General features: G+C 47.4%; 19 protein-coding genes. 3 read left to right on the plus strand and 16 right to left on the minus strand.

What is annotated here, in order from left to right; all coding sequences use genetic code 11:
• Positions 1-88 precede the first annotated feature (88 nt).
• Positions 89-1,201, plus strand: coding sequence for an NAD(P)-binding domain-containing protein (locus tag PKO01S_RS00740; RefSeq protein WP_127529362.1), 1,113 nt, complete (start codon positions 89-91; stop codon positions 1,199-1,201).
• 167 nt (positions 1,202-1,368) lie between these two features.
• On the opposite strand, the gene PKO01S_RS00745 is transcribed toward PKO01S_RS00740, so the two are convergent.
• The 5 genes from PKO01S_RS00745 to PKO01S_RS00765 are packed head-to-tail and all read right to left on the minus strand — an operon-like array spanning position 1,369 to position 4,380.
• Positions 1,369-1,800 carry a protein-tyrosine phosphatase family protein gene (locus PKO01S_RS00745; protein WP_127529363.1) on the minus strand — a complete coding sequence of 144 codons (432 nt, stop codon included), beginning with the start codon at positions 1,798-1,800 and terminating at the stop codon, positions 1,369-1,371.
• Positions 1,801-1,811: 11 nt separating this feature from the next.
• Complete coding sequence (locus PKO01S_RS00750; RefSeq protein ID WP_127529364.1) at positions 1,812-2,291, minus strand: ArsI/CadI family heavy metal resistance metalloenzyme; 480 nt, start codon at positions 2,289-2,291, stop codon at positions 1,812-1,814.
• A gap of 2 nt (positions 2,292-2,293) precedes the next feature.
• Complete coding sequence (arsC, locus tag PKO01S_RS00755; protein ID WP_127529365.1) at positions 2,294-2,719, minus strand: arsenate reductase (thioredoxin); 426 nt, start codon at positions 2,717-2,719, stop codon at positions 2,294-2,296.
• 39 nt (positions 2,720-2,758) lie between these two features.
• Entirely contained in the window at positions 2,759-4,051 is a 1,293-nt protein-coding gene (locus PKO01S_RS00760; protein ID WP_127529366.1) for an arsenic transporter, read from the minus strand.
• A 14-nt stretch (positions 4,052-4,065) separates the two neighbouring features.
• Entirely contained in the window at positions 4,066-4,380 is a 315-nt protein-coding gene (locus tag PKO01S_RS00765; RefSeq protein ID WP_127529367.1) for an ArsR/SmtB family transcription factor, read from the minus strand.
• Positions 4,381-5,432: 1,052 nt separating this feature from the next.
• On the opposite strand from PKO01S_RS00765, the gene PKO01S_RS00770 reads away from it, so the two are divergent.
• Positions 5,433-6,701, plus strand: a complete 1,269-nt coding sequence (locus tag PKO01S_RS00770) for a stalk domain-containing protein (protein WP_246070389.1) — start codon at positions 5,433-5,435, stop codon at positions 6,699-6,701.
• A 128-nt stretch (positions 6,702-6,829) separates the two neighbouring features.
• Here the strand turns inward: PKO01S_RS00770 and ppsA are convergent, their stop codons facing one another.
• Both ppsA and PKO01S_RS00780 read right to left on the minus strand, forming a co-directional pair.
• Entirely contained in the window at positions 6,830-9,427 is a 2,598-nt protein-coding gene (gene ppsA, locus PKO01S_RS00775; protein ID WP_127529546.1) for a phosphoenolpyruvate synthase, read from the minus strand.
• Positions 9,428-9,778: 351 nt separating this feature from the next.
• Positions 9,779-9,979, minus strand: a complete 201-nt coding sequence (locus PKO01S_RS00780) for a hypothetical protein (protein WP_127529368.1) — start codon at positions 9,977-9,979, stop codon at positions 9,779-9,781.
• A gap of 129 nt (positions 9,980-10,108) precedes the next feature.
• Here PKO01S_RS00780 and PKO01S_RS00785 point away from each other — a divergent pair, with 129 nt between their 5' ends.
• Complete coding sequence (locus PKO01S_RS00785) at positions 10,109-11,896, plus strand: SgrR family transcriptional regulator (protein WP_127529369.1); 1,788 nt, start codon at positions 10,109-10,111, stop codon at positions 11,894-11,896.
• 59 nt (positions 11,897-11,955) lie between these two features.
• Here the strand turns inward: PKO01S_RS00785 and PKO01S_RS00790 are convergent, their stop codons facing one another.
• From PKO01S_RS00790 to PKO01S_RS00830, 9 genes are all read right to left on the minus strand, one after another.
• The gene (locus tag PKO01S_RS00790; RefSeq protein WP_127529370.1) at positions 11,956-12,588 is read right to left on the minus strand and encodes an HAD family hydrolase; all 633 of its coding nucleotides are present in this window, start codon (positions 12,586-12,588) and stop codon (positions 11,956-11,958) included.
• An 81-nt stretch (positions 12,589-12,669) separates the two neighbouring features.
• The gene (locus PKO01S_RS00795; protein WP_127529371.1) at positions 12,670-13,620 is read right to left on the minus strand and encodes a LacI family DNA-binding transcriptional regulator; all 951 of its coding nucleotides are present in this window, start codon (positions 13,618-13,620) and stop codon (positions 12,670-12,672) included.
• Between the two features lie 42 nt (positions 13,621-13,662).
• Complete coding sequence (locus tag PKO01S_RS00800) at positions 13,663-14,358, minus strand: copper homeostasis protein CutC (RefSeq protein ID WP_127529372.1); 696 nt, start codon at positions 14,356-14,358, stop codon at positions 13,663-13,665.
• A 96-nt stretch (positions 14,359-14,454) separates the two neighbouring features.
• Positions 14,455-15,237 (minus strand): SDR family NAD(P)-dependent oxidoreductase, encoded by a 783-nt coding sequence (locus tag PKO01S_RS00805; protein ID WP_127529373.1) that lies wholly within the window; start codon positions 15,235-15,237, stop codon positions 14,455-14,457.
• Between the two features lie 114 nt (positions 15,238-15,351).
• Entirely contained in the window at positions 15,352-15,726 is a 375-nt protein-coding gene (locus PKO01S_RS00810; RefSeq protein ID WP_127529374.1) for a (2Fe-2S) ferredoxin domain-containing protein, read from the minus strand.
• Positions 15,727-15,755: 29 nt separating this feature from the next.
• On the minus strand, positions 15,756-16,604 hold the full coding sequence (locus tag PKO01S_RS00815) for an energy-coupling factor ABC transporter ATP-binding protein (RefSeq protein ID WP_127529375.1): 849 nt from the start codon (positions 16,602-16,604) through the stop codon (positions 15,756-15,758).
• Entirely contained in the window at positions 16,601-17,401 is an 801-nt protein-coding gene (cbiQ, locus tag PKO01S_RS00820; RefSeq protein ID WP_127529376.1) for a cobalt ECF transporter T component CbiQ, read from the minus strand. Before cbiQ ends, PKO01S_RS00815 begins: the two co-directional genes overlap by 4 nt.
• Positions 17,394-17,681: an energy-coupling factor ABC transporter substrate-binding protein gene (locus PKO01S_RS00825; RefSeq protein ID WP_127529377.1), complete on the minus strand. Its 288-nt coding sequence runs from the start codon at positions 17,679-17,681 to the stop codon at positions 17,394-17,396. Before PKO01S_RS00825 ends, cbiQ begins: the two co-directional genes overlap by 8 nt.
• Positions 17,678-18,445 carry an energy-coupling factor ABC transporter permease gene (locus tag PKO01S_RS00830; protein ID WP_127529378.1) on the minus strand — a complete coding sequence of 256 codons (768 nt, stop codon included), beginning with the start codon at positions 18,443-18,445 and terminating at the stop codon, positions 17,678-17,680. The genes PKO01S_RS00825 and PKO01S_RS00830 overlap by 4 nt, the downstream gene beginning before the upstream one ends.
• Between the last annotated feature and the right edge of the window lie 7 nt (positions 18,446-18,452).

The following is an 18,452-nucleotide window of genomic DNA, read 5'->3' on the forward strand; positions in this document are numbered from 1 at the left end:
CTGATTCAGTTATAACATCAAAACTTGCAAATTGCAAATGTTATTGTATAATCGACCCAAGCCATTTATTTGATTAGGAGGTTATCCTATGTTGGATGTCGTCATCATTGGGGCAGGACCATATGGAATATCCGTCGCTGCACATGCGGTGGCACATGGACTTTCTTATAAACTAATGGGTTTTCCAATGGACTTCTGGAGGAATCAGATGCCCCAAAATATGTTTATCCGAACGCCTCACGATTTAGTGAGCTTTTCAGATCCGAAGAACAAATGGACGATACAACAATACGCCAAAGAGACCGGTACCAAACTTGAATCGCCACTGCCTAGAACCGTATTTGTTCAGTATGCGTTTTGGTTCGCAGAAAAATCCGGGGTCGAATTTACACCTGAGATTGTCGAGGAGCTAAATTTCAATGTGGATCATTACGCGATCGCAACTTCAAATGGCCAACGGCTCCAAGCTAAAAACATCGTTATTGCCACGGGAATAAAAGATTTTCAATACATGCCATCGATATTTAGAGGTTTACCTCGTTCATTGGTATCGCACACATTAGGTCACACCAGCTTTGAAGCGTTTCGAGGGAAAGATGTCATTGTCGTAGGGAGTGGACAGAGCGCCTGGGAGGCAGCTGCGCTACTTTACGAAGCCAATGCGAATACAAAGCTGATCTATCGTAGAAGAGCGCCTGTTTATGGCGGAAACCGGACTCAGGAAGTGGTGCTTAGGGGTATCGGTAATGTATTTTACAAACTTCCTCGTTCATTGAAAAGGAAGCTGTGGCAGATCGCTGCGGAGACCGTCCCAATCGCTCGCTTTCTAAGACCATATGTAGAAGGTAAGGTTCCTCAAATAAATAACACGAGCGTTAAGCATTTAACGATTGTGGATGAGAAAATACAGCTCCAGCTATCAGATGGACAACAGATCACAGTTGATCATGTCATTGTAGCCTCAGGTTTTAAATTGGATCTCGAGAAGCTGTCGTTCCTTCATCATAGTTTGAAGGAAAAAATCTATAGAGAAGAAGGGCATGCAGAATTCCCGAAACTCAATCATCATTTCGAGAGCAGTATTAGGGGGCTTTATTTTGCTGGACCGTTATCGTCACATAGCCACGGACCAACATTTCGATTTATATTAGGCTTGAACAAAGCATCAAGTACTATTGTGCGTTCTATAAAAACAACATGAGGGAGGTAATATGCGTGTATGAGGTTACTCTAAGGTCCGCATCTTCTTTTGATTTAGAAGCTATCTTACACATCTATAATCAAGGAATTGAAGATGTAGTCAGTATGAACAATAGCCCTTGGATTGATCTAAGACTAATCAATCCAAGGGCTATTTTCACGATTTCGTTACTCGAAAATCCTTATCAGTGCTTCTTTCTGAACTGGCTTGATATCAATAACTGACCGAATCTGTTTCGCCTTTAATTCTGCATCATCAATATCTTGTGCAAGCCCTAAGACTAGAAGAGTGCCGGCTGCGACAGTTCCAGTACGGCCTTTTCCGCCGCCGCAATGAAATGCCACTTTCTTGCCACTCCTGTAGGCTTCTGCAACCTCATCGATTGCTTGCTTGAACAAAAGGTGCTGGTTCTCAGGAGAGTTGTCTCCAAGAGCGATTTGAACCCATCTTGCAGTGGACTCTGGATACGCGCATTCAACTGCTTCTCCACGCAAGTCTACGATAACATCGATACCTTCGTTCTTTTCCATCGCTTCTACATCAGCAGCTGCACCCATAAAGATCTTACCTTCATAAAGGTCATGATAGTTTTTCTCCAACAGTATTCCTCCTAGATTTTCTTCTTGAAATTCGTAAATGTAATTTGAACTGGTGCAGAGGGAGGGGCGCAGCATAAGGAGAGATCACGCGTTTCTCCTGCAGACTCGAACTCCGAATCTTCTTTGGTGAAGAAGATCTCCCACGCATTGCCGTCCGGATCATACACCCATACTTTATCCTGAACTGCATAACAACAAGTCGTGTTCATCTCATCGATAAGCAGCAAGCCAGACTGGCGAAGGCGTTCGCCCATTGCAAGTACGTCCTCGGTATTATCAACCTGGAAGCCAAGGTGGTTTAATACACCATTTTTCTCGAATGGCCGAACATTGAGCGAGAAATGAAGGGCAGGATTATCGAGCTCGAATTTAGCGTAATTATCTTTAACTTTTGTTGGTTCCTCGCCAAAGAAACTCCGATAAAAAGAGAGTGACTTGTCCAAATCAGTACAGTTAACCGCAACATGCATCCGCTTAACCGATGTTGCCATATCTATTCGCCATCCTTCAGGAATAGCTCAATACGTGATTTAATAGCTTCACGTACATTTCTAAACTGAGCCATAATCTCTTCCTCTGTACCCGTTGCTTTTGCTGGATCATCGAATCCCCAGTGCCACTTGATTATATTAGGATTCGTTATGACAGGGCAGTGCTCGTCGGCATGTCCACAAAGCGTAATCACATAAGTCGAACGGTTCAGGACTTCTGGGTCAATGACGTCAGAGCTGTTATTGCTAATATCTACGCCAGCTTCTTTCATTACTTGAACAGCGCGCGGATTCAATCCGTGTGCCTCAAGACCTGCGCTTTTTACTTCGTAACGATCTCCACCGAGTTCGTTCATAAAACCATCGGCAATTTGACTACGGCAGGAATTGCCCGTGCACAGAAAATAAATAAGTGGTTTGTTACTCATTTGAAAGTCCCCTTTACATGAAATTGATCAGTGTCGGAATTAACCTACAACCTTTAGCCACAGGTACAACCCAGTTAGAGTAATGAAGAGTACAGGAACGGTCAAAATAATACCGGTCTTGAAATAGGCGCCCCAAGAGATCTTCACGCCTTTACTTGATAAAACATGAAGCCAGAGCAGTGTTGCCAACGAACCGATCGGTGTTATTTTCGGACCTAAATCTGACCCGATTACATTAGCATAAATGTACGCTTCCCGAATGATACCGGTCGGGTTCGTATCTTGAATGGCCAAAGCATTGATCATAACCGTTGGCATGTTGTTCATGATCGAGGAGAGTATTGCAGCAATAAAGCCAGTACCTACTGTCGCTACGAACAGACCTTGATCGCCAACCCATTCGAACACAGCACCGAGCTCATCCGTCAGCCCTACGTTACGAAGTCCGTATACAACCACATACATACCAATCGAGAAGACTACAACAGCCCATGGAGCACCTTTAACCAGCTTCCAGGTGTGGATTTCCTGGCTGCGTCTAGCGAGAAGCAAGAAGACAATAGCTGCTGCACCGGCGATGATCGACACAGGAACATCTATGAATTCACTGCTTAGATATGCTGCCAGCAAGATCGCAAGGATAATCCATGAGATTTTGAATAGTCGCGAGTCCTTAATTGCTTCGGCCGGCTTCTTCAATTGCTGAAGGTCATACAGCTTCGGGATGCTTCTACGGTAGAAGAGGAAGAGGACAAGCAGGCTCGCTGCGATCGAAAATAGGGTAGGGACGAGCATGCGACTAGCGTACTCTGCAAATCCAACTCCAAAGAAGTCTGAGGACACAATGTTAACCAGATTACTTACGACCAGTGGAAGGGAGGCCGTATCAGAGATAAATCCGCTCGCCATAATAAAGGGCAAAATCATGCGTTCATCAAACTTAAGGGCGCGAACCATTGCGAGAACGATCGGCGTTAGTATGAGAGCAGCTCCGTCATTCGCGAAGAATGCGGCGACTGCGGCTCCCAACAAGATAACGTAAATGAACATCAGATTTCCGTTACCTTTAGCGAAGCGAGCCATATGAAGCGCCGACCATTCGAAGAACCCAATCTCATCGAGGATTAGAGATATTAATATGACGGCTACAAAAGCAAGTGTGGCGTTCCATACAATCTGGGTTACGTCCCAAACGTCTTGAAAATCAACAACACCGAAGATTAGAGCGATTATTGCGCCGCCTATTGCGGACCACCCGATATTCAGTCCTTTTGGCTGCCAGATAACAAAAACTAATGTGACAAGAAAGATAATTGATGCTAGTGCCAGCATAGAACCTCCTGTAGTTAATTACAGCCTTGAGACTTCAATTCATTGATTTGATCTTGCATAGAAGGGAGTTGGTCAATCACTTGCTTCAAATAGGGCTTGTCGTCAACATTCAACGAATAATAAATCCATTGACTGCGGCGAGTCTCATTGATAAGACCGCCTGTTCTTAACTTCTTTAGATGTTGACTAATGTTCGGTTGAGTCGTATTTAATAAGTCGACGATATCGCACACACACATTTCTTTATGCCGTAATAAGGCCATGATGGTTAATCTGGTCTTATCAGAGAGCAACTTCAGGGAATCAGACACTTCATCAATGGTTGGCATAGCAATACACTCCTTTCCATGGAATAGACTTTTCTTGGTCACTTTGTATTATACACGCTCAGTTATATAAGTAAATAGTTATATTAGTGTATGATTATATAAATGGTTCTTTCAATGTACGCCCAGAATAGGAGTCAATAACAGAATCATCGCTCTTATCGGAATATCATCATTGAAATATGGTAATTCCTTAAGGAGAGGAGTCTATCACATGAGCAGCCTAATGATTATCCCTAAACGAGTGGAATTTCACTAGAACATATAGCGAATATGCCGCAAGTGGAGCAATTTCTTATTGAAGGGTTCTTGTCCGAAAACGAACTTATATTATAATAACACCAAAATAGAGCTATATCGGTTAAGCTATTATATAGACATATGTATAAAATACGGGTTTTGTGAAATAGTTATATAGTTAGAAGTCTGATCATGCTTTTTTAGTCTTCTTCATTGTCTTTCTCGGTCTTGTTTTATCTAATGTTTCAAACTAAAAAGCTCGTACCATCAAGATCATTTAATCGATCTTAACGATATGAGCTTTATTCGAGCTTTGATGTTTGGTAACCATATTTATCTTATCCCAAATTTAATTTATTCTACGGCACAATTCAGATCATTTATTATCATCTGGTTAATTCATTATCTCATTATAAATGTTTCCCAAATTATTACACTTTGATACATCAATCAATACCTTAACTATATATGCTTCATCGATCTAATCAACTTTATCATGTATAAATACCGCTTCTGCACACACGTATGCTCACGTGGATCGAATTTGTTGTATCCTTTGTCCTGAACTAATACCGTTCGCAGGAATCGCGGGCATATTAGCTGATTTGATAATTGATAACGCTTTCTCAATCATTTATCATCCAATCACTTAAATAACGTTTATCACACCGTTATCGCACTGATAAATTACGATATGACTAACTACTTTCTTACAATGCTGCAACTTTCCGTGCTGCAAATTCGTTATGATGAAAAAGTTACTAGATACGCCATTATTTCAAATCTTGAACTCTATGGCATAAGGAGATGAAACATTGGTTTTTACACGCAAATCAATCATGACCACAGCCTGTACGGCACTGATCTTATTGTCTGGTTTAACAGATGAAGTGTCTATATCCTCTGCGGCGGCATTGCCTAAACCGGTCACTATCATGCTTGACGGGTATCCGCTTCCGTTCCCGGTAGCGCCATTCGTTACCCAAGGCACGACGATGGTTCCGTTCCGGGCCATTGCCAAGGCGATCAACATTCAAATCGATTGGTCGAATGCCACCCAGACGTTAACAGCTACGAAGACGCGCGATGACTCTACGACCGAAGTTATCCTCCGCACCGGAGACAAGAAAGCGAAAGTTAACGGGCAGACGACGCTGCTGAACGTTGCACCCGTACTTAAGAACGGCACCCTCTTCGTACCGCTCAGCTTCTTCAGCACGCAGTTCGGTGCAGGTGTCGGCTGGAACGGTACAACGCAGACCGTCTCCATTACATCCCCTATAGAGCCAATGTATACGGAAGCATTCTATGCAACGAGTTCATACAGCGAGGTCGATCTTGTGTCGAAATTCGATGCCGTATCGTTCGGCTGGACGAGACTCGATCCTTCGACCGGCTATCTGATCCTGAACGGCAAAGACTTCTTCTGGCCGAAGCCGGCCGGCGACGTTACACCGGAATCGATCGTTCTGAATAAAGTGGAATCCGGCGGCCAAGCGAGCTTGATGGCTGCAGCGATGGACGGACGCGGCGAATTGACGAAGATGCTGCACGATTCGGTTATGCAAGACAATACCATCGATGAGCTTGTTACGCTCGCGACCGATAACCAGTTTACCGGCATAACACTCGACTTTGAAGGGCTAGGTCTTACCGGCGATTATAAAGAAGCTCAGCAGTCGTTCAATCAATTCGTTCAGAAATTGGATCAGCGCGCCGAAGCTGCGAACCTGACGCTGTCGCTAGCCCTTCACCCGTTGAACAGTTCTTTCCGAGGGTACGATTATAAGACGCTTGCTTCATATGCGGACGAAATCATCGTTATGGCTTATGATTACAAGACTTATACGGATGCTCCTGAGCCGATGAAATATGTCGATGAAGCGATCCAGCTTGCGCTGAAGCAAGTGCCGGAATCGAAGCTGGTGCTAGGCATTTCGATGGGCAGCGAGAATGCGCAATCGGTCAATAACAAGATTGGACTTGCCAAACGGTACGGTCTGAAAGGCATCGCCATCTGGCGTCTCGGCATTACGGGTGATGCAGCCATGCAAGCGATTAAGAAGTCAATTGTAATGAACTAATCCATTTACCACATTAAATAAGGGGCTATCCCAAACGCTTGAAGTAAAAATGGTTGAACAGAGGTGCTGCTGCTGCTCAACCATTTTTTATATCTATTGCTGTATTTAATACGATTAAACTTATTCCGTCAGGATAACAATTCAATGTATCCTTCTGTTCCGTGTACGCGGATTCGCTGTCCATCTTGGATCCGCTTGGTGGCGTTCTCTACCCCGACAACAGCCGGCAATCCATATTCGCGTGCAATGACGGCGCCATGGGTCATCAGACCGCCAACCTCGGTAACCAGCCCTTTGATGGAGACGAACAACGGTGTCCAGCCTGGGTCCGTAAACGTGGTGACGAGGATATCTCCCTCCTCCAGAATGGCATCCTCCATCTTGATGATGACACGCGCCCGTCCTTCTACCGTACCGGAAGACACAGGTAGACCGACAATGGCGTCAGCGGGCAGATGATCTCGTCTGTACGCCCCAGTAATGATTTCCCCATCCGACGTCATGACACGCGGCGGCGATAATTTTTCATAATGTCGGTAAGCCTCTCGGCGTTCGTTGATCATCTGATAATCTAAGTTTGCTGTGCGAACGACTTCGTGAAACTCATCGAATGAGAGATAGAAAATATCTTCTTGCTCCTGAATGATGCCTGCTCGCACCAATTTTTCAGCTTCTCTCAACAATGCTTGTTTATAGATGTAGTAACGGCTCATCATACCGTATTTGGGATACTCACGATAACCGATAAAATCCCGGATGGTGCGTATCATTCGCTCGGTCTCTTGTGCTTTGCTTTCTCCGTCCGGCAATTGCTTCAACCGTCCCAATAGTTCTTGTTCTTTGTCCCGAGCTTGCTGCTTTGCTTGCTCGAATTTGCGTTGTCCTGCATGAGGCTCAAAGTGTTTAATGTTATTAATAATTAATGGGATTAGAGTATCGGGTTTTTCACTCCAACGAGTGGTCGCAATGTCGATTTCTCCAGCACATCGCATTCCATACTTATTCAGGTAAGACGTGATAGCTTCTTGAACTTCCCCGCCGCCTTCGAACTTCACCAGTTCATCAATAAAATGATCGTCTTGAACATGTTGTAAATAATCGATGATCTCTGGATATGGTCGAATCACATCCGCAACCTCCATAAGCGCCAGACCCATCTCCGAAGTAATATTGTGGGGTACGGATAGAGACAGCGTATCGGCTGCGTTGGGCTCGCCTAACAACTGGTTTATTTTCTCATTCATCCACAATGTAGCGTTCATCGCCGTCTGAATGACTTTCGAGCTGAGCGGGTTAAATAATTGCTGTTTCAATCGCTGAATATCTTCTAATATAAATTGAAATACATCCGTTCCGGATTTCGTCTGGATGTTCCGTTTCAACTCTTCGATCGATGCTTGATTGCTCTTAATCAAATCCTTAACGATAGTCGGATTGTCCTCAACTTGTGCCACATCGCTATTGTTCCTGATGGGATTTGCTGTTGTGGTATCATCCGGTACCGTCGGAATATACTCTCTGTCAATGAGGGTCTGAAGAGCGTCTCTTGTCAGCAGATCGGATTGGCCCCATCTACCCACTAACATTTCTCTGCGGGAAGGCGAAGACAGCAGATGCGAGCAATCCGCGAATAACCTTCCGCCAGCTTTCTTCATCGGTGCTGGAGTCACTAACAGATAGAATGACAACCCCAACGGGGAAATAGGATCGGTCATCATCTGTTGATGCCCGACCGACAAATAGACGTGATTAAGCTGATCATTCGCTTCCGGGATCGGGAATAGCGTGGTGATCGGTCTGCTTTGGACGATGAAGAAGGTATGATCAACCAGGCACCATTCAATATCTTGCGGACAGCCGAAATAGGCTTCAATCTGTCTCCCGATTCGTGCGAGCTCTACAATTTGCGGCTCATCAAGTGTCTGTTGCAGTTGTTGATCCGGATCGAGTTGACGAGTCTCAGTTCCGCCCTCTGGCAATCCATAGATCGCCATTCGTTTGACTGCAATTCGCTTATCGACCACGGTTCCTTCTTGAACTTTATAATGATCTGCGTTTACCAAGCCAGAGACGAGCGCTTCTCCAAGTCCATAACTGGCATCGATGGAGAGCACTTTCCGGTTGGAGGTGACGGGATCAACGGTAAATAAAATACCCGAAGCTTGCGGGAATACCATCCTTTGAATGATGACGGATAGATAAACTTGACGGTGGTCAAAACCATTTTGTATACGGTAGATTACCGCGCGGTCCGTAAATAGCGAGGCCCAACATTTGCTGACATGCTGTAAGATAGCTGCTGTGCCTTTAATATTTAAATAGGTGTCATGTTGGCCGGCAAAAGAAGCGTGAGGCAAGTCTTCAGCTGTCGCGCTGGAACGCACCGCATAGGCATGCTCCTCGCCGATCCGTAAGATCGAACGGGTCACTTCATTGACAACATCAGAAGGAATTTGCGCCTCCGTAATGACTTGTCGAATCTTCCGGCTGATTTCACCAATTTGTTCTCTATCGTCTGCTTTCAGAATGGCTAGCTGATCCAATAGAGCATGATACGATTCGTTGTGTTCGAGCGCTGCTTGAAACGCTGCAGTTGTCACAGCGAATCCCTCGGGTACTTGGATCCCTGGAATGCTCGATAATTCAGCTAAATGGATCCCTTTCCCGCCAATGAGCGGAAGCTGTGTCTTGTTGATATCTTGAAAACCGAGAACGAACGTACTCATTCCATATCTCTCCTCGCTATGAGTATAAGAAAAAGCAGTTGACATACGTTTCTTAAGCGTGTTACAATTCAATTATATGATGAACTTACTATGCATTCTTACATAAAATTTAGATGCGATCTGATTATATCATGATGTCCATCTAAGTACAACGAAGAAGAACCTGAGACAATTGTCCAGGTTCTTCTTGTTTTTGATGGTGCTCACTCCACAGTCTCTCCCGAAACGGCGTATTGAACGGTTCATTAGCCGTCCGGGGCCCTCCACCAGTTTACTCCTATACCATTCCCGCCAGGCGGCTGCCTCTTGGACTTTCACAGTCAGCTTCACGGCTAAGCTTGAGTGCACGGTTCAGTTGTAAGGGCCTCGGCTGTTTCCTTTATTCAGACCCTTCATCAGGTGTAACAGCTTATGAAGAATTGATTTTCTACGGTGCGGTTTTGCCGAGTTATCGTCATGTTTGACATACAATCCTAAGCGGATTGCGCGATTGAGCTCATCTTGGCGCAATCGGTGCAGTTGTTCGGCGGTATAATGATCTTGGTAGAGCATCGTTCCCTCTCCTTTGCAGGTGAAGATTTCCCCTATTGGTTAACTCTATTATGCAAGTGTAACAAAGGAGTAAAAAGTGTAGAATAGTCACAACAGATTTCCCCTTTTATGCGAGGTGAACCATAAAAGATGTTAGAAGTCGAACGATATTTGACGCTTTATCAACGGTTTGCGGGTGAGCTTGGAGCTGGAGCAACGGTTGAGGCTGCATTGGAACAAGTGTCTGATGCGCTTTACTGCACGGAACGAAATGCTAAGCTCATCCTTCGCAAATTAACGGAGAAAGGCTACATCGAATGGAAAGCTGGGAGAGGCAGAGGCAACCGCTCGCGCATTACATTCCGGGAAGACCGGGAAGCTTTGCTCCTGGACCTGTCACGGGCGTATGCCGAAGACGGTGAGTATAATAAAGCGTTCTATCTGCTTCAAACCTTTGGTGAAGGAACGGCTGCGAGCGAGAAATTTATGGAGTGGATGAACGGTACCTTCGGTTTTCACAAGCAGCAAGGGACACTTGCGGATGTCCTGCGCCTCCCGATCAAGAAGCCGATGGTGACTTTGGATCCGGCGGAAGTGATTTTCTCATTCGATGCTCACTTGATCCAGCAGGTATGGGACAGGCTGGTCGTACTGGAGGAGAATACAGGCCGAATCCTGCCGGCCATCGCTCATGAGTGGGAGTGTAATGAGGACGCCACAATGTGGACTTTTCATCTGAGGAAAAGCGTGCTGTTCCATGACGGAACGGAACTGACCGCCGCTGATGTGGTATACACGATCCAACGTCTTCGAAGCGGGAAGCAGAACAGCTGGATTGTGCGGTCACTTAGCAGGATTGAAGCGGTGTCGGAGCGGGTTGTGCGGTTTCACTTCGCTAAGTCGAACTGGCTGTTTATCAAGTTTGCCTGCTCGGTCTTGATGTCCATCTTGCCTTCCGGACTGCGCGGGCAAACCGAGGAACAGTTCTGGAAGCATCCCATCGGCACGGGTCCATTCAAGATTGAAGAACGGGCTGAGGGCAAATTGCTGCTTGAGGCCAACGCCGCCTATTATCATACCCGTCCTCTCCTCGACCGTGTTGAGATTGTTCAAGTGCCGCAGCATGATGTGCTTAAGGCTGATGCGGCGCGCTGGAAGCAGTTGATTAGCGATCCTAATCAACCGGATCTGCCGGATCTGTCGGAAGACAATGGCTGGATTAAGATCGAGTCGAACAACGTCTGCACCAGTATGCTGAGCTGGAACATGCAGCGGAACGGACTGCATAAGTCGGAACAGTTCCGCTCTATTGTGGATCGGTTGATTGACCGGAACCGAATGATTCGGGAGCTGGGAGGCCATCGGTATTCGCCGGCTAACGGCTTTTTTCCTTCTGCGGCTGGTTCCGCCGAAGTGGATGAAGCAAGTTCCGATGAGGAACTGCGGCATTTGATAACTCAGTACGGTTTCGATCAATCTCCTGTTACGTTATGTTCGCTTGTGGGACACCAAGAGGATGTCCAATGGATTCAGCGGCGCTGTATGGAATATGGCATTCAATTGCAGATTCGAATCGAATCAGCCGATAAACTGTACCGCATCCAGAGCGAGATTGATGCCGTGTATCATGCGCTGGTATTCCCGGAGGATGAAGTGAGTCTGATCGAGAGCTTGGAACAGGAAGACAGCTTCTTGAGTTGCATGGTATCGCCGGAGCATGTGGTCTGGATACGGAACAGATTGGATGATGCACTCGCTTGTGCGAAATCGGCGGATCGAATGGCGATCTATACGGAGATTGAAGCGAAACTACGAGCAGAGCACCAGGTCTTATTCATGCTCCACACCCGCTTCAATACCGATTACCATCCTTCGTTGAAAGGCGTACGGATTAATACTCTCGGCTGGATCGATTTTAAGCACATCTGGCGTGCTTAAATGCAAAAAGCCGCAATGAATGCGGCTTTTTGCTTCTTAACTTGGTTAGCCTGTAGGGACTAACCGAGATTTAACAGGTTAAGGATATCTTTCGGATGCTCAAATTTATACTTAGCCGGAATCGCATCAGGCTGCTTGCACCCCCATAATGCCAATCCAAAATCTACACCAGCGCTCCGGGCACATTCAAAGTCATAAATGGAATCGCCAATATATAAAGATGAGCTGGTCTGTGCGCCTGAAAGCTCAAGGAACTTGAGCATAGGCTCCGGATTGGGCTTATGCAGCTTCGTATCATCCGCGCATACAACGTATTGCAGATCTTGAGCAAGACCGAATGGAACGAATTCATTGTGAAATTGTTCCTTCGTTTTGGACGTCACGACACCTGTCATAATCGATGGATTCCTCAAACCGATAAGCAACTGCTGAATACCGTCGAAAACATGGATAGCCGATTGGTACTCCTTCATATGCTCATCCCAGCAATGGATGGCATGATCGATATCGTGTTCTTCGATACCGAGCTTGCGCAAAGATACTGCTCCTGGAATTCCAAGCACAAACGTGAGATCATGCGGGGTCATTTCCCGGTCATAATTTGCTTTCAACATTTGCTGCAATGATTCCAATATCGCTTGCTCTGTGTTGATTAACGTGCCGTCGATATCAAAAATAAAAGAAGTATACATGGAAATCCTCCCTTAGCATCCTTAAAGATAAGCTTCTAATGGAATGCTAAAGTATGAAATCCATTTCAGGTCAATAGCTAATTAATCAGATTGGCGCAAAATAATTTGATAAGGAATTTCGACCTTATCTTTTGACTTCCCGATTGCAAGATCAAAAGCATGTTCGCCAACCTTCACCAATTGGTGATCAACCGTAGATAATCCTAATCCGATTCCAACGGGTTGATTCTCTTGGCCAATAATGGCCAGATCCTCAGGCACTCTCAGCCCTATTCTCTTCGCATATCGATAGATACCTGCCGCAACTTCATCGCCGTTCGCATATATGGCCGTAGGCTTTTCATCCCCATGAAGCAATTGTTGTGCTGCTCTAATCCCGTCATCCATGCTGTAACAGTCCCTAATAGGGTATTCCGCAGGCAAATCGCCAAATAGTTGTTGGTAGGCTCGGATAATCAACTGCGTACTATTGCTCTCTTCTCCTCTTGCTGTCGTAAAGGCAACCCGTGTATGCCCTTTGTCCTTTAACAATTGGAACGTCTCAACGAATGATCCATATCGGTCAATGTAAGCACAGCCGATCTCAGGATGGTCGGTGAACTCGCATGCGACGATTGTCCCGTATTTGGCATAGGGAATAATCGCATTCCAATTGTTCGAACGAGAGGTAAGAATGAGGGCATCCAGTTGTTTATTCTTCAACATAGTAAGGCAATGGAGCTCTTTGTTCGAGTCGTACTTCGTAGGCAGAACCGTCACGGTGTAATCACGTTCTACTGAGCGGTTCAGCACACCATGAAGCAATTGATCGAAGGCTTGATTGTTATTATAGGGTATAATCACACCGATACTTCTCGTTTCCTTACGAATCAGATCGATCGCAGAACGGTTAGGCGTATAATCCAATTCGCTAATCGCTTGATGCACTGCGGCTTGCTTCCGTTCAGATACATAAGGATGCTGATTCAACACCCTTGAGACAGTCGATACCGATACGCCGGCGCGTTTGGCGATATCTTGAATATTGGCCATGACACAATTCTCCTATGAGGAACAGTTGATTCCAATCACCTGCTATCGCAGTTGATGGACGCTGTCCGCAAGCTTCCGAAGCGCTGACGGATCGATCGGCGACAGATTCGAATGGTTATAACGAACAGCCGACCCGAAATGCACTTCCTGTACTCCGGTCTTCCGAATAAAACCGGTGATGCCTTCCGTTGTCAGGCCGCTGCCCGCCAATATCGTCAGTTGGCCATTGCGGCTAGCTTCGGCGACGAGTCCTGCCATCTCCAGCGCCGACTCCATTGCCGGCCGTGGACCGGCAGAAGTCAGCACGCGTGTAATTTGGGGATACTTCATCAGGGTGCGGAGCCCTTCACGCTGGTCTGTGAGCTCATCAAATGCGCGGTGGAACGTCACTTGCAAGCCGCCCGTAAGCGGCAGCAGCCGCTCCAGCGCCGCCTCGTCAATCTTCCCTGCCGGCGTTAAAGCGCCCAGCACGATGCCAGCTGCTCCCGCTTGCACAATGGTCTTTATTTCCAGAGCCATGGTCTCGATATCCTGTTCTGTATAGACGAATGAACGGCTATGCGGACGCACCATGACAAATACCGGAATCCGGACAGTACGTACGGCCTGTTCGACTAGTCCGATTCCAGGTGTTAAGCCGCCTTCCGTTATGGCCGTAATGAGCTCCAGACGGTCCGCTCCATTCGCTTCCGCCGTCAACGCATCGTCCATGCAAGTAGCAATGACTTCCAAGATCATGAGTGAGCCTCCAAATTGCATGAATAAGCTGTCATTCGTCCGTAATTACGCGTTCTCAAATGCATAATCGGCCAGCATTGGTTTACTCATACCCGGTTATAGAACAGACGCTTTGCCGCCATCGATATTAATTGCCGTACCGGTCACATAAGACGCGGCTTCCGATATGAGGAACGCGATCACGTTCGCCGCTTCTTCCGCGCGTCCTATTCTGCCTAGCGGTATATCATGTCTTGGGTCCGCCGCGAATTCTTCCCAAGTCAAATGAGGCGCAGTCGCCTGCCACATCCGCTCGATCTGATCGCTTCTAATCAGTCCGATGCAGACGGCATTAACCCGGATCCCATCCGACGCCAGATCCTTGCTCATCGCCTTCGTCAATGCAAGCCCGGCTGCACGGCTGACCGAGGTCGGCAGCGATGAGCCTGATGGCGTCTTACCGCCAACGGCTGTTACATTGACGATGGCGCCTCCGCCCGCTTGACGCATATATGGCAAAGCTGCACGAGCAAAATGTACCGCGCCGTAGAGCTTCAAATCCAAATCCGCAGTCCAGGCCGGCGTGTCCACCTGATCGAATGGCTTCGCAGCTGAAGTGCCTGCATTGTTCACCAGAATATCGATGCCGCCGAATCTCTCGGCAACTGCCGCAGCAGCACGCTGCACTTCTTGTTCGACGGATACGTCTGCTGCAACGATCAACGGTTCGATGCCCGTCTTCTCCGCGATCCGTCTCGCAGCTTCCTGCAGCGCAACCTCATTCCTGGCGATAAGAGCGACCTGAGCGCCTTCGGCTGCAAGCAGCATGGCCGTCGCGAAGCCGATCCCTTTACTGCCTCCGGTAATAATGGCTCGTTTCCCTTGGATTCCTAGTTCCATAATCGGCAAGACTCCCTTCAAATCGCAATCTAAAATTAAGTATAACGTTAAAACAAAAAGGCCGCTATCGCACGGCCTTTCTCGACGGATCATCTATTATTGCACAGCAAAGCGTCAGCATTCGTCTGATCTTCGCAGAACTCCTTTAGCACCGTTCCCGGTGGGGATAAACCGATTGAGTTGAAAGGAATAGGTCATTTGTTCATGAAGAGGTTTATCCTTCAGAAGGTGTTCCCTTATAAGCCGTTTACCGCTTTCGGGTGTCATATTCCTATACCAAATTCCTTCCGGATAGACGGTGACGACACAGGCGTCCTCACAACGGCCGTTACATTTCGTCCTCGTCGTATGAATGAAATGATCAGCTCCCTGTAATTTGATTTCCGCACGTATAGCTAACGTGACTTCATCCCCATTTTGACGCAAGCAGCTTCCTCCATTACAAATCAATACATGATGCTTGGTTCTCGAAAGATCCCACGTCGCCATGGTCTCCCCCCCTTATCGACTATACCTGTTCAGGCCAGAATAGCCGGTTGATATTGGTTCATATATGCCTTAAATTCCGCAAGGCTTCGAGGAGGAGAAGCTTCTCTTCGAATGACCTGCGGAAGTGAATTCCAAATCTCAAGCAGCAGCGGAAGCTCCATTCCTAATGTTATCAGCTGGTCTTTCTCTATAAATATCTCTTCTGGCGTCCCTTCCATTACGCACTGCCCCCGATCCATCACGAGAATCCAATCCGCCCATGCGTAAGCTAGATTCATATCATGCGTAGCCATCGCGACCGTTACGCCGTTCGCATGAATTCGGTCCAATTCTCCGATCAGCTTCTGTTCGGATGTCCGGTCCAAGTATGCGGTTGGCTCGTCCAGCAGAAGCAGTTCAGGCTCAAGGGCCATTACGCCAGCAAGAGCGACACGCTTCTTTTGCCCTAAGCTTAATTGGTGAATCGGTGTGTCTGCCAGTTGGGCAATATCCATCGCACGCAGCATGTTCTGGGTCCGGTCGCGAATCTCTTGCTCTTGCAAGCCTGCATTCCGAAGACCGTACGAGATATCCTCATACGGCGTAGTTAAGATGAGTTGATGCTCCGGATCTTGAAACACCAGGCCGATGCGTTGCCGAAGCGTCTTCAGATCATTGGAGCGATAAGCAACAGGAACGCCGTTCCACCGCATCTCTCCGCTTGCCGGTTTGTGAATGCCAACGGCATGGAGAAAAAACGTGGATTTACCGGAACCATTATGTCCGCATATCGCTGTTTTCCTCCCGGCCGGTATATTCATGGTAAGTCCGCGGAGGGCTTCATTCGTGCTGCCTGGATAGCTGAAGCTTACATCCCGCGCCTCCAGAATCGGTCTCATGCCAGTCCCCTCCATCGAGTGCATATTTCAACAACGGTCAAAATGACTATGCCTATGTACCCCTCACGCTTATACCGAAGAGGCATTGGAAGCGCAGTATAAGGAGGCATAAGGATGTCATCTGTAAATCCTCTGGCGATTAATCCGTTAGATACTCCTCTATAGCGGTGCATCGTTCTGTCGAACAGCCGTACGATCAGCACCGACATGTCCTTCAGCTTGCTTCGAAAGCTCGAATGTCCCCCGCGTGCCAACTGAGCAGCATACATCCTCGACGCGGTATCCATCAGCAAGAATAGAAAACGGTACATGATCAACATCAGTTCAAGCACGAGTGCAGGCATGCGCAGCTTCTTAAACACTTGGAGCAGTTCCGTGACAGGGATCGTCAGCGTAATGAACATCAGGCAAGACATGCATGCAGTTACCCGTACGAATAAGTGAACGGCTTTAATTACATTTGTATCGCTAACGGTGACCGCCCAGCGGGATGCCGTGAATAGCACGGAGTCTGATGTTGCATAGGCGGAATAGGCAGGCTCAATCTCAAGGACGATTGCCGGAAGGCTTGCCGCATAGAATAAACAAGGAACCGCAAGCAATACGATATAGGATTTCACGGGTATTCGGGCATAAATAACGGTCCATACGAACATCCAGCTCATGATGACAAGCTGAATATAGGCGTGCGACAGATAGGAAAGGGCAAACAAAGCAGCTGCGAATGAAAATTTCCACATGGGAGCAACTGTTCTAAGCCTGTTCTTATACGAAAGAGAGTCAATAAGTTTAATCATTGTTTTTGTTTTTCACGGATTTACCTTTAAACCATCCAATCGCATAGCCGATAAATCCTGCGCCAAGTGCGGCTTGCAGGGCGAACAACATGCTTTCGGTTTCGGATGGCAGCTCGAATAACGAAGAACTCCAAGGTTTATAGGACGGTTTCAACGTTGCAATCGCCTGTTCCGCCGCGTCGTCTGCCCCGCCGAATTCGCCATTAACGAAGAGCAATGGCGTAACGGCCAGCACGATCACGGCAAAGAGCAGCAATAGGTTTTTGCTCCGGGTGGTCATGATTGTTTCGCTCCTTTCATTCTGCGCTGCAGAACGGACAACTCTTCCGAGTTGTGGGCTTGCATCCAGTTCCAGATCAGAACCGTGAGCAAGCCTTCGCTTATCGCTAACGGGATTTGCGTGACGGCAAAGATGCCGCCGAATTTGGCGAAAGAAGCGAGGACTCCGCCATGTTCAGCCGGGAACGCTAATGCTAATTGAAGCGAGGTGATGACGTATGTGGACAAATCCGCCAAAGCCGCGGCTGCAAAGATGGACAGCTTTTGCTTCCTGGTCGATTTCATCATCCCTTTATACACGGCGTAGCCGATAATTGGACCCGCTACGGCCATGGAGAAAGCGTTGGCGCCCAAAGTCGTCAGACCGCCGTGAGCGAGCAGCACTGCTTGGAATAGAAGCACGATGGAACCGAGAACGCTCATGGGCAGCGGACCGAACATTACTGCTCCAAGGCCGGTTCCCGTCGGATGCGAGCTGCTCCCTGTCACGGACGGGATCTTCAGTGCCGATAAGACGAAGGTGAAGGCGCCGGCTAGGCCCAGCATGATTTTAAGCTCCGGGGTTTCCTTGGTGATTCGGATTAATGCACGCAGCCCGAAGATGAAGAACGGCACAAATAATATCCACCAGAAAAGCGCCCAGCCCCAAGGCAGAAACCCTTCCATGATGTGCATCGCATAGGCGGTTTGCGGCTCGTTAACGGCCAGATAGAGTGTTAAACCTATAACCAACAATGCGGTGCTCCAAGACCTTCTGTGTTTCAATTCGATA

It is taken from the genome of Paenibacillus kobensis NBRC 15729 (genome assembly GCF_004000825.1).
Lineage (GTDB): Bacteria > Bacillota > Bacilli > Paenibacillales > Paenibacillaceae > Paenibacillus_T > Paenibacillus_T kobensis.

Excerpts from the sequence above, each read along its gene's own strand:
- PKO01S_RS00740 (WP_127529362.1), top strand. The coding sequence starts at position 89 with ATGTTGGATGTCGTCATCATTGGGGCAGGACCATATGGAATATCCGTC.
- PKO01S_RS00750 (WP_127529364.1), bottom strand. The coding sequence starts at position 2,291 with ATGGCAACATCGGTTAAGCGGATGCATGTTGCGGTTAACTGTACTGAT.
- arsC (WP_127529365.1), bottom strand. The coding sequence starts at position 2,719 with ATGAGTAACAAACCACTTATTTATTTTCTGTGCACGGGCAATTCCTGC.
- PKO01S_RS00760 (WP_127529366.1), bottom strand. The coding sequence starts at position 4,051 with ATGCTGGCACTAGCATCAATTATCTTTCTTGTCACATTAGTTTTTGTT.
- PKO01S_RS00765 (WP_127529367.1), bottom strand. The coding sequence starts at position 4,380 with ATGCCAACCATTGATGAAGTGTCTGATTCCCTGAAGTTGCTCTCTGAT.
- ppsA (WP_127529546.1), bottom strand. The coding sequence starts at position 9,427 with ATGAGTACGTTCGTTCTCGGTTTTCAAGATATCAACAAGACACAGCTT.
- PKO01S_RS00780 (WP_127529368.1), bottom strand. The coding sequence starts at position 9,979 with ATGCTCTACCAAGATCATTATACCGCCGAACAACTGCACCGATTGCGC.
- PKO01S_RS00785 (WP_127529369.1), top strand. The coding sequence starts at position 10,109 with ATGTTAGAAGTCGAACGATATTTGACGCTTTATCAACGGTTTGCGGGT.
- PKO01S_RS00790 (WP_127529370.1), bottom strand. The coding sequence starts at position 12,588 with ATGTATACTTCTTTTATTTTTGATATCGACGGCACGTTAATCAACACA.
- PKO01S_RS00795 (WP_127529371.1), bottom strand. The coding sequence starts at position 13,620 with ATGGCCAATATTCAAGATATCGCCAAACGCGCCGGCGTATCGGTATCG.
- PKO01S_RS00800 (WP_127529372.1), bottom strand. The coding sequence starts at position 14,358 with ATGATCTTGGAAGTCATTGCTACTTGCATGGACGATGCGTTGACGGCG.
- PKO01S_RS00805 (WP_127529373.1), bottom strand. The coding sequence starts at position 15,237 with ATGGAACTAGGAATCCAAGGGAAACGAGCCATTATTACCGGAGGCAGT.
- PKO01S_RS00810 (WP_127529374.1), bottom strand. The coding sequence starts at position 15,726 with ATGGCGACGTGGGATCTTTCGAGAACCAAGCATCATGTATTGATTTGT.
- PKO01S_RS00815 (WP_127529375.1), bottom strand. The coding sequence starts at position 16,604 with ATGAGACCGATTCTGGAGGCGCGGGATGTAAGCTTCAGCTATCCAGGC.
- cbiQ (WP_127529376.1), bottom strand. The coding sequence starts at position 17,401 with ATGATTAAACTTATTGACTCTCTTTCGTATAAGAACAGGCTTAGAACA.
- PKO01S_RS00825 (WP_127529377.1), bottom strand. The coding sequence starts at position 17,681 with ATGACCACCCGGAGCAAAAACCTATTGCTGCTCTTTGCCGTGATCGTG.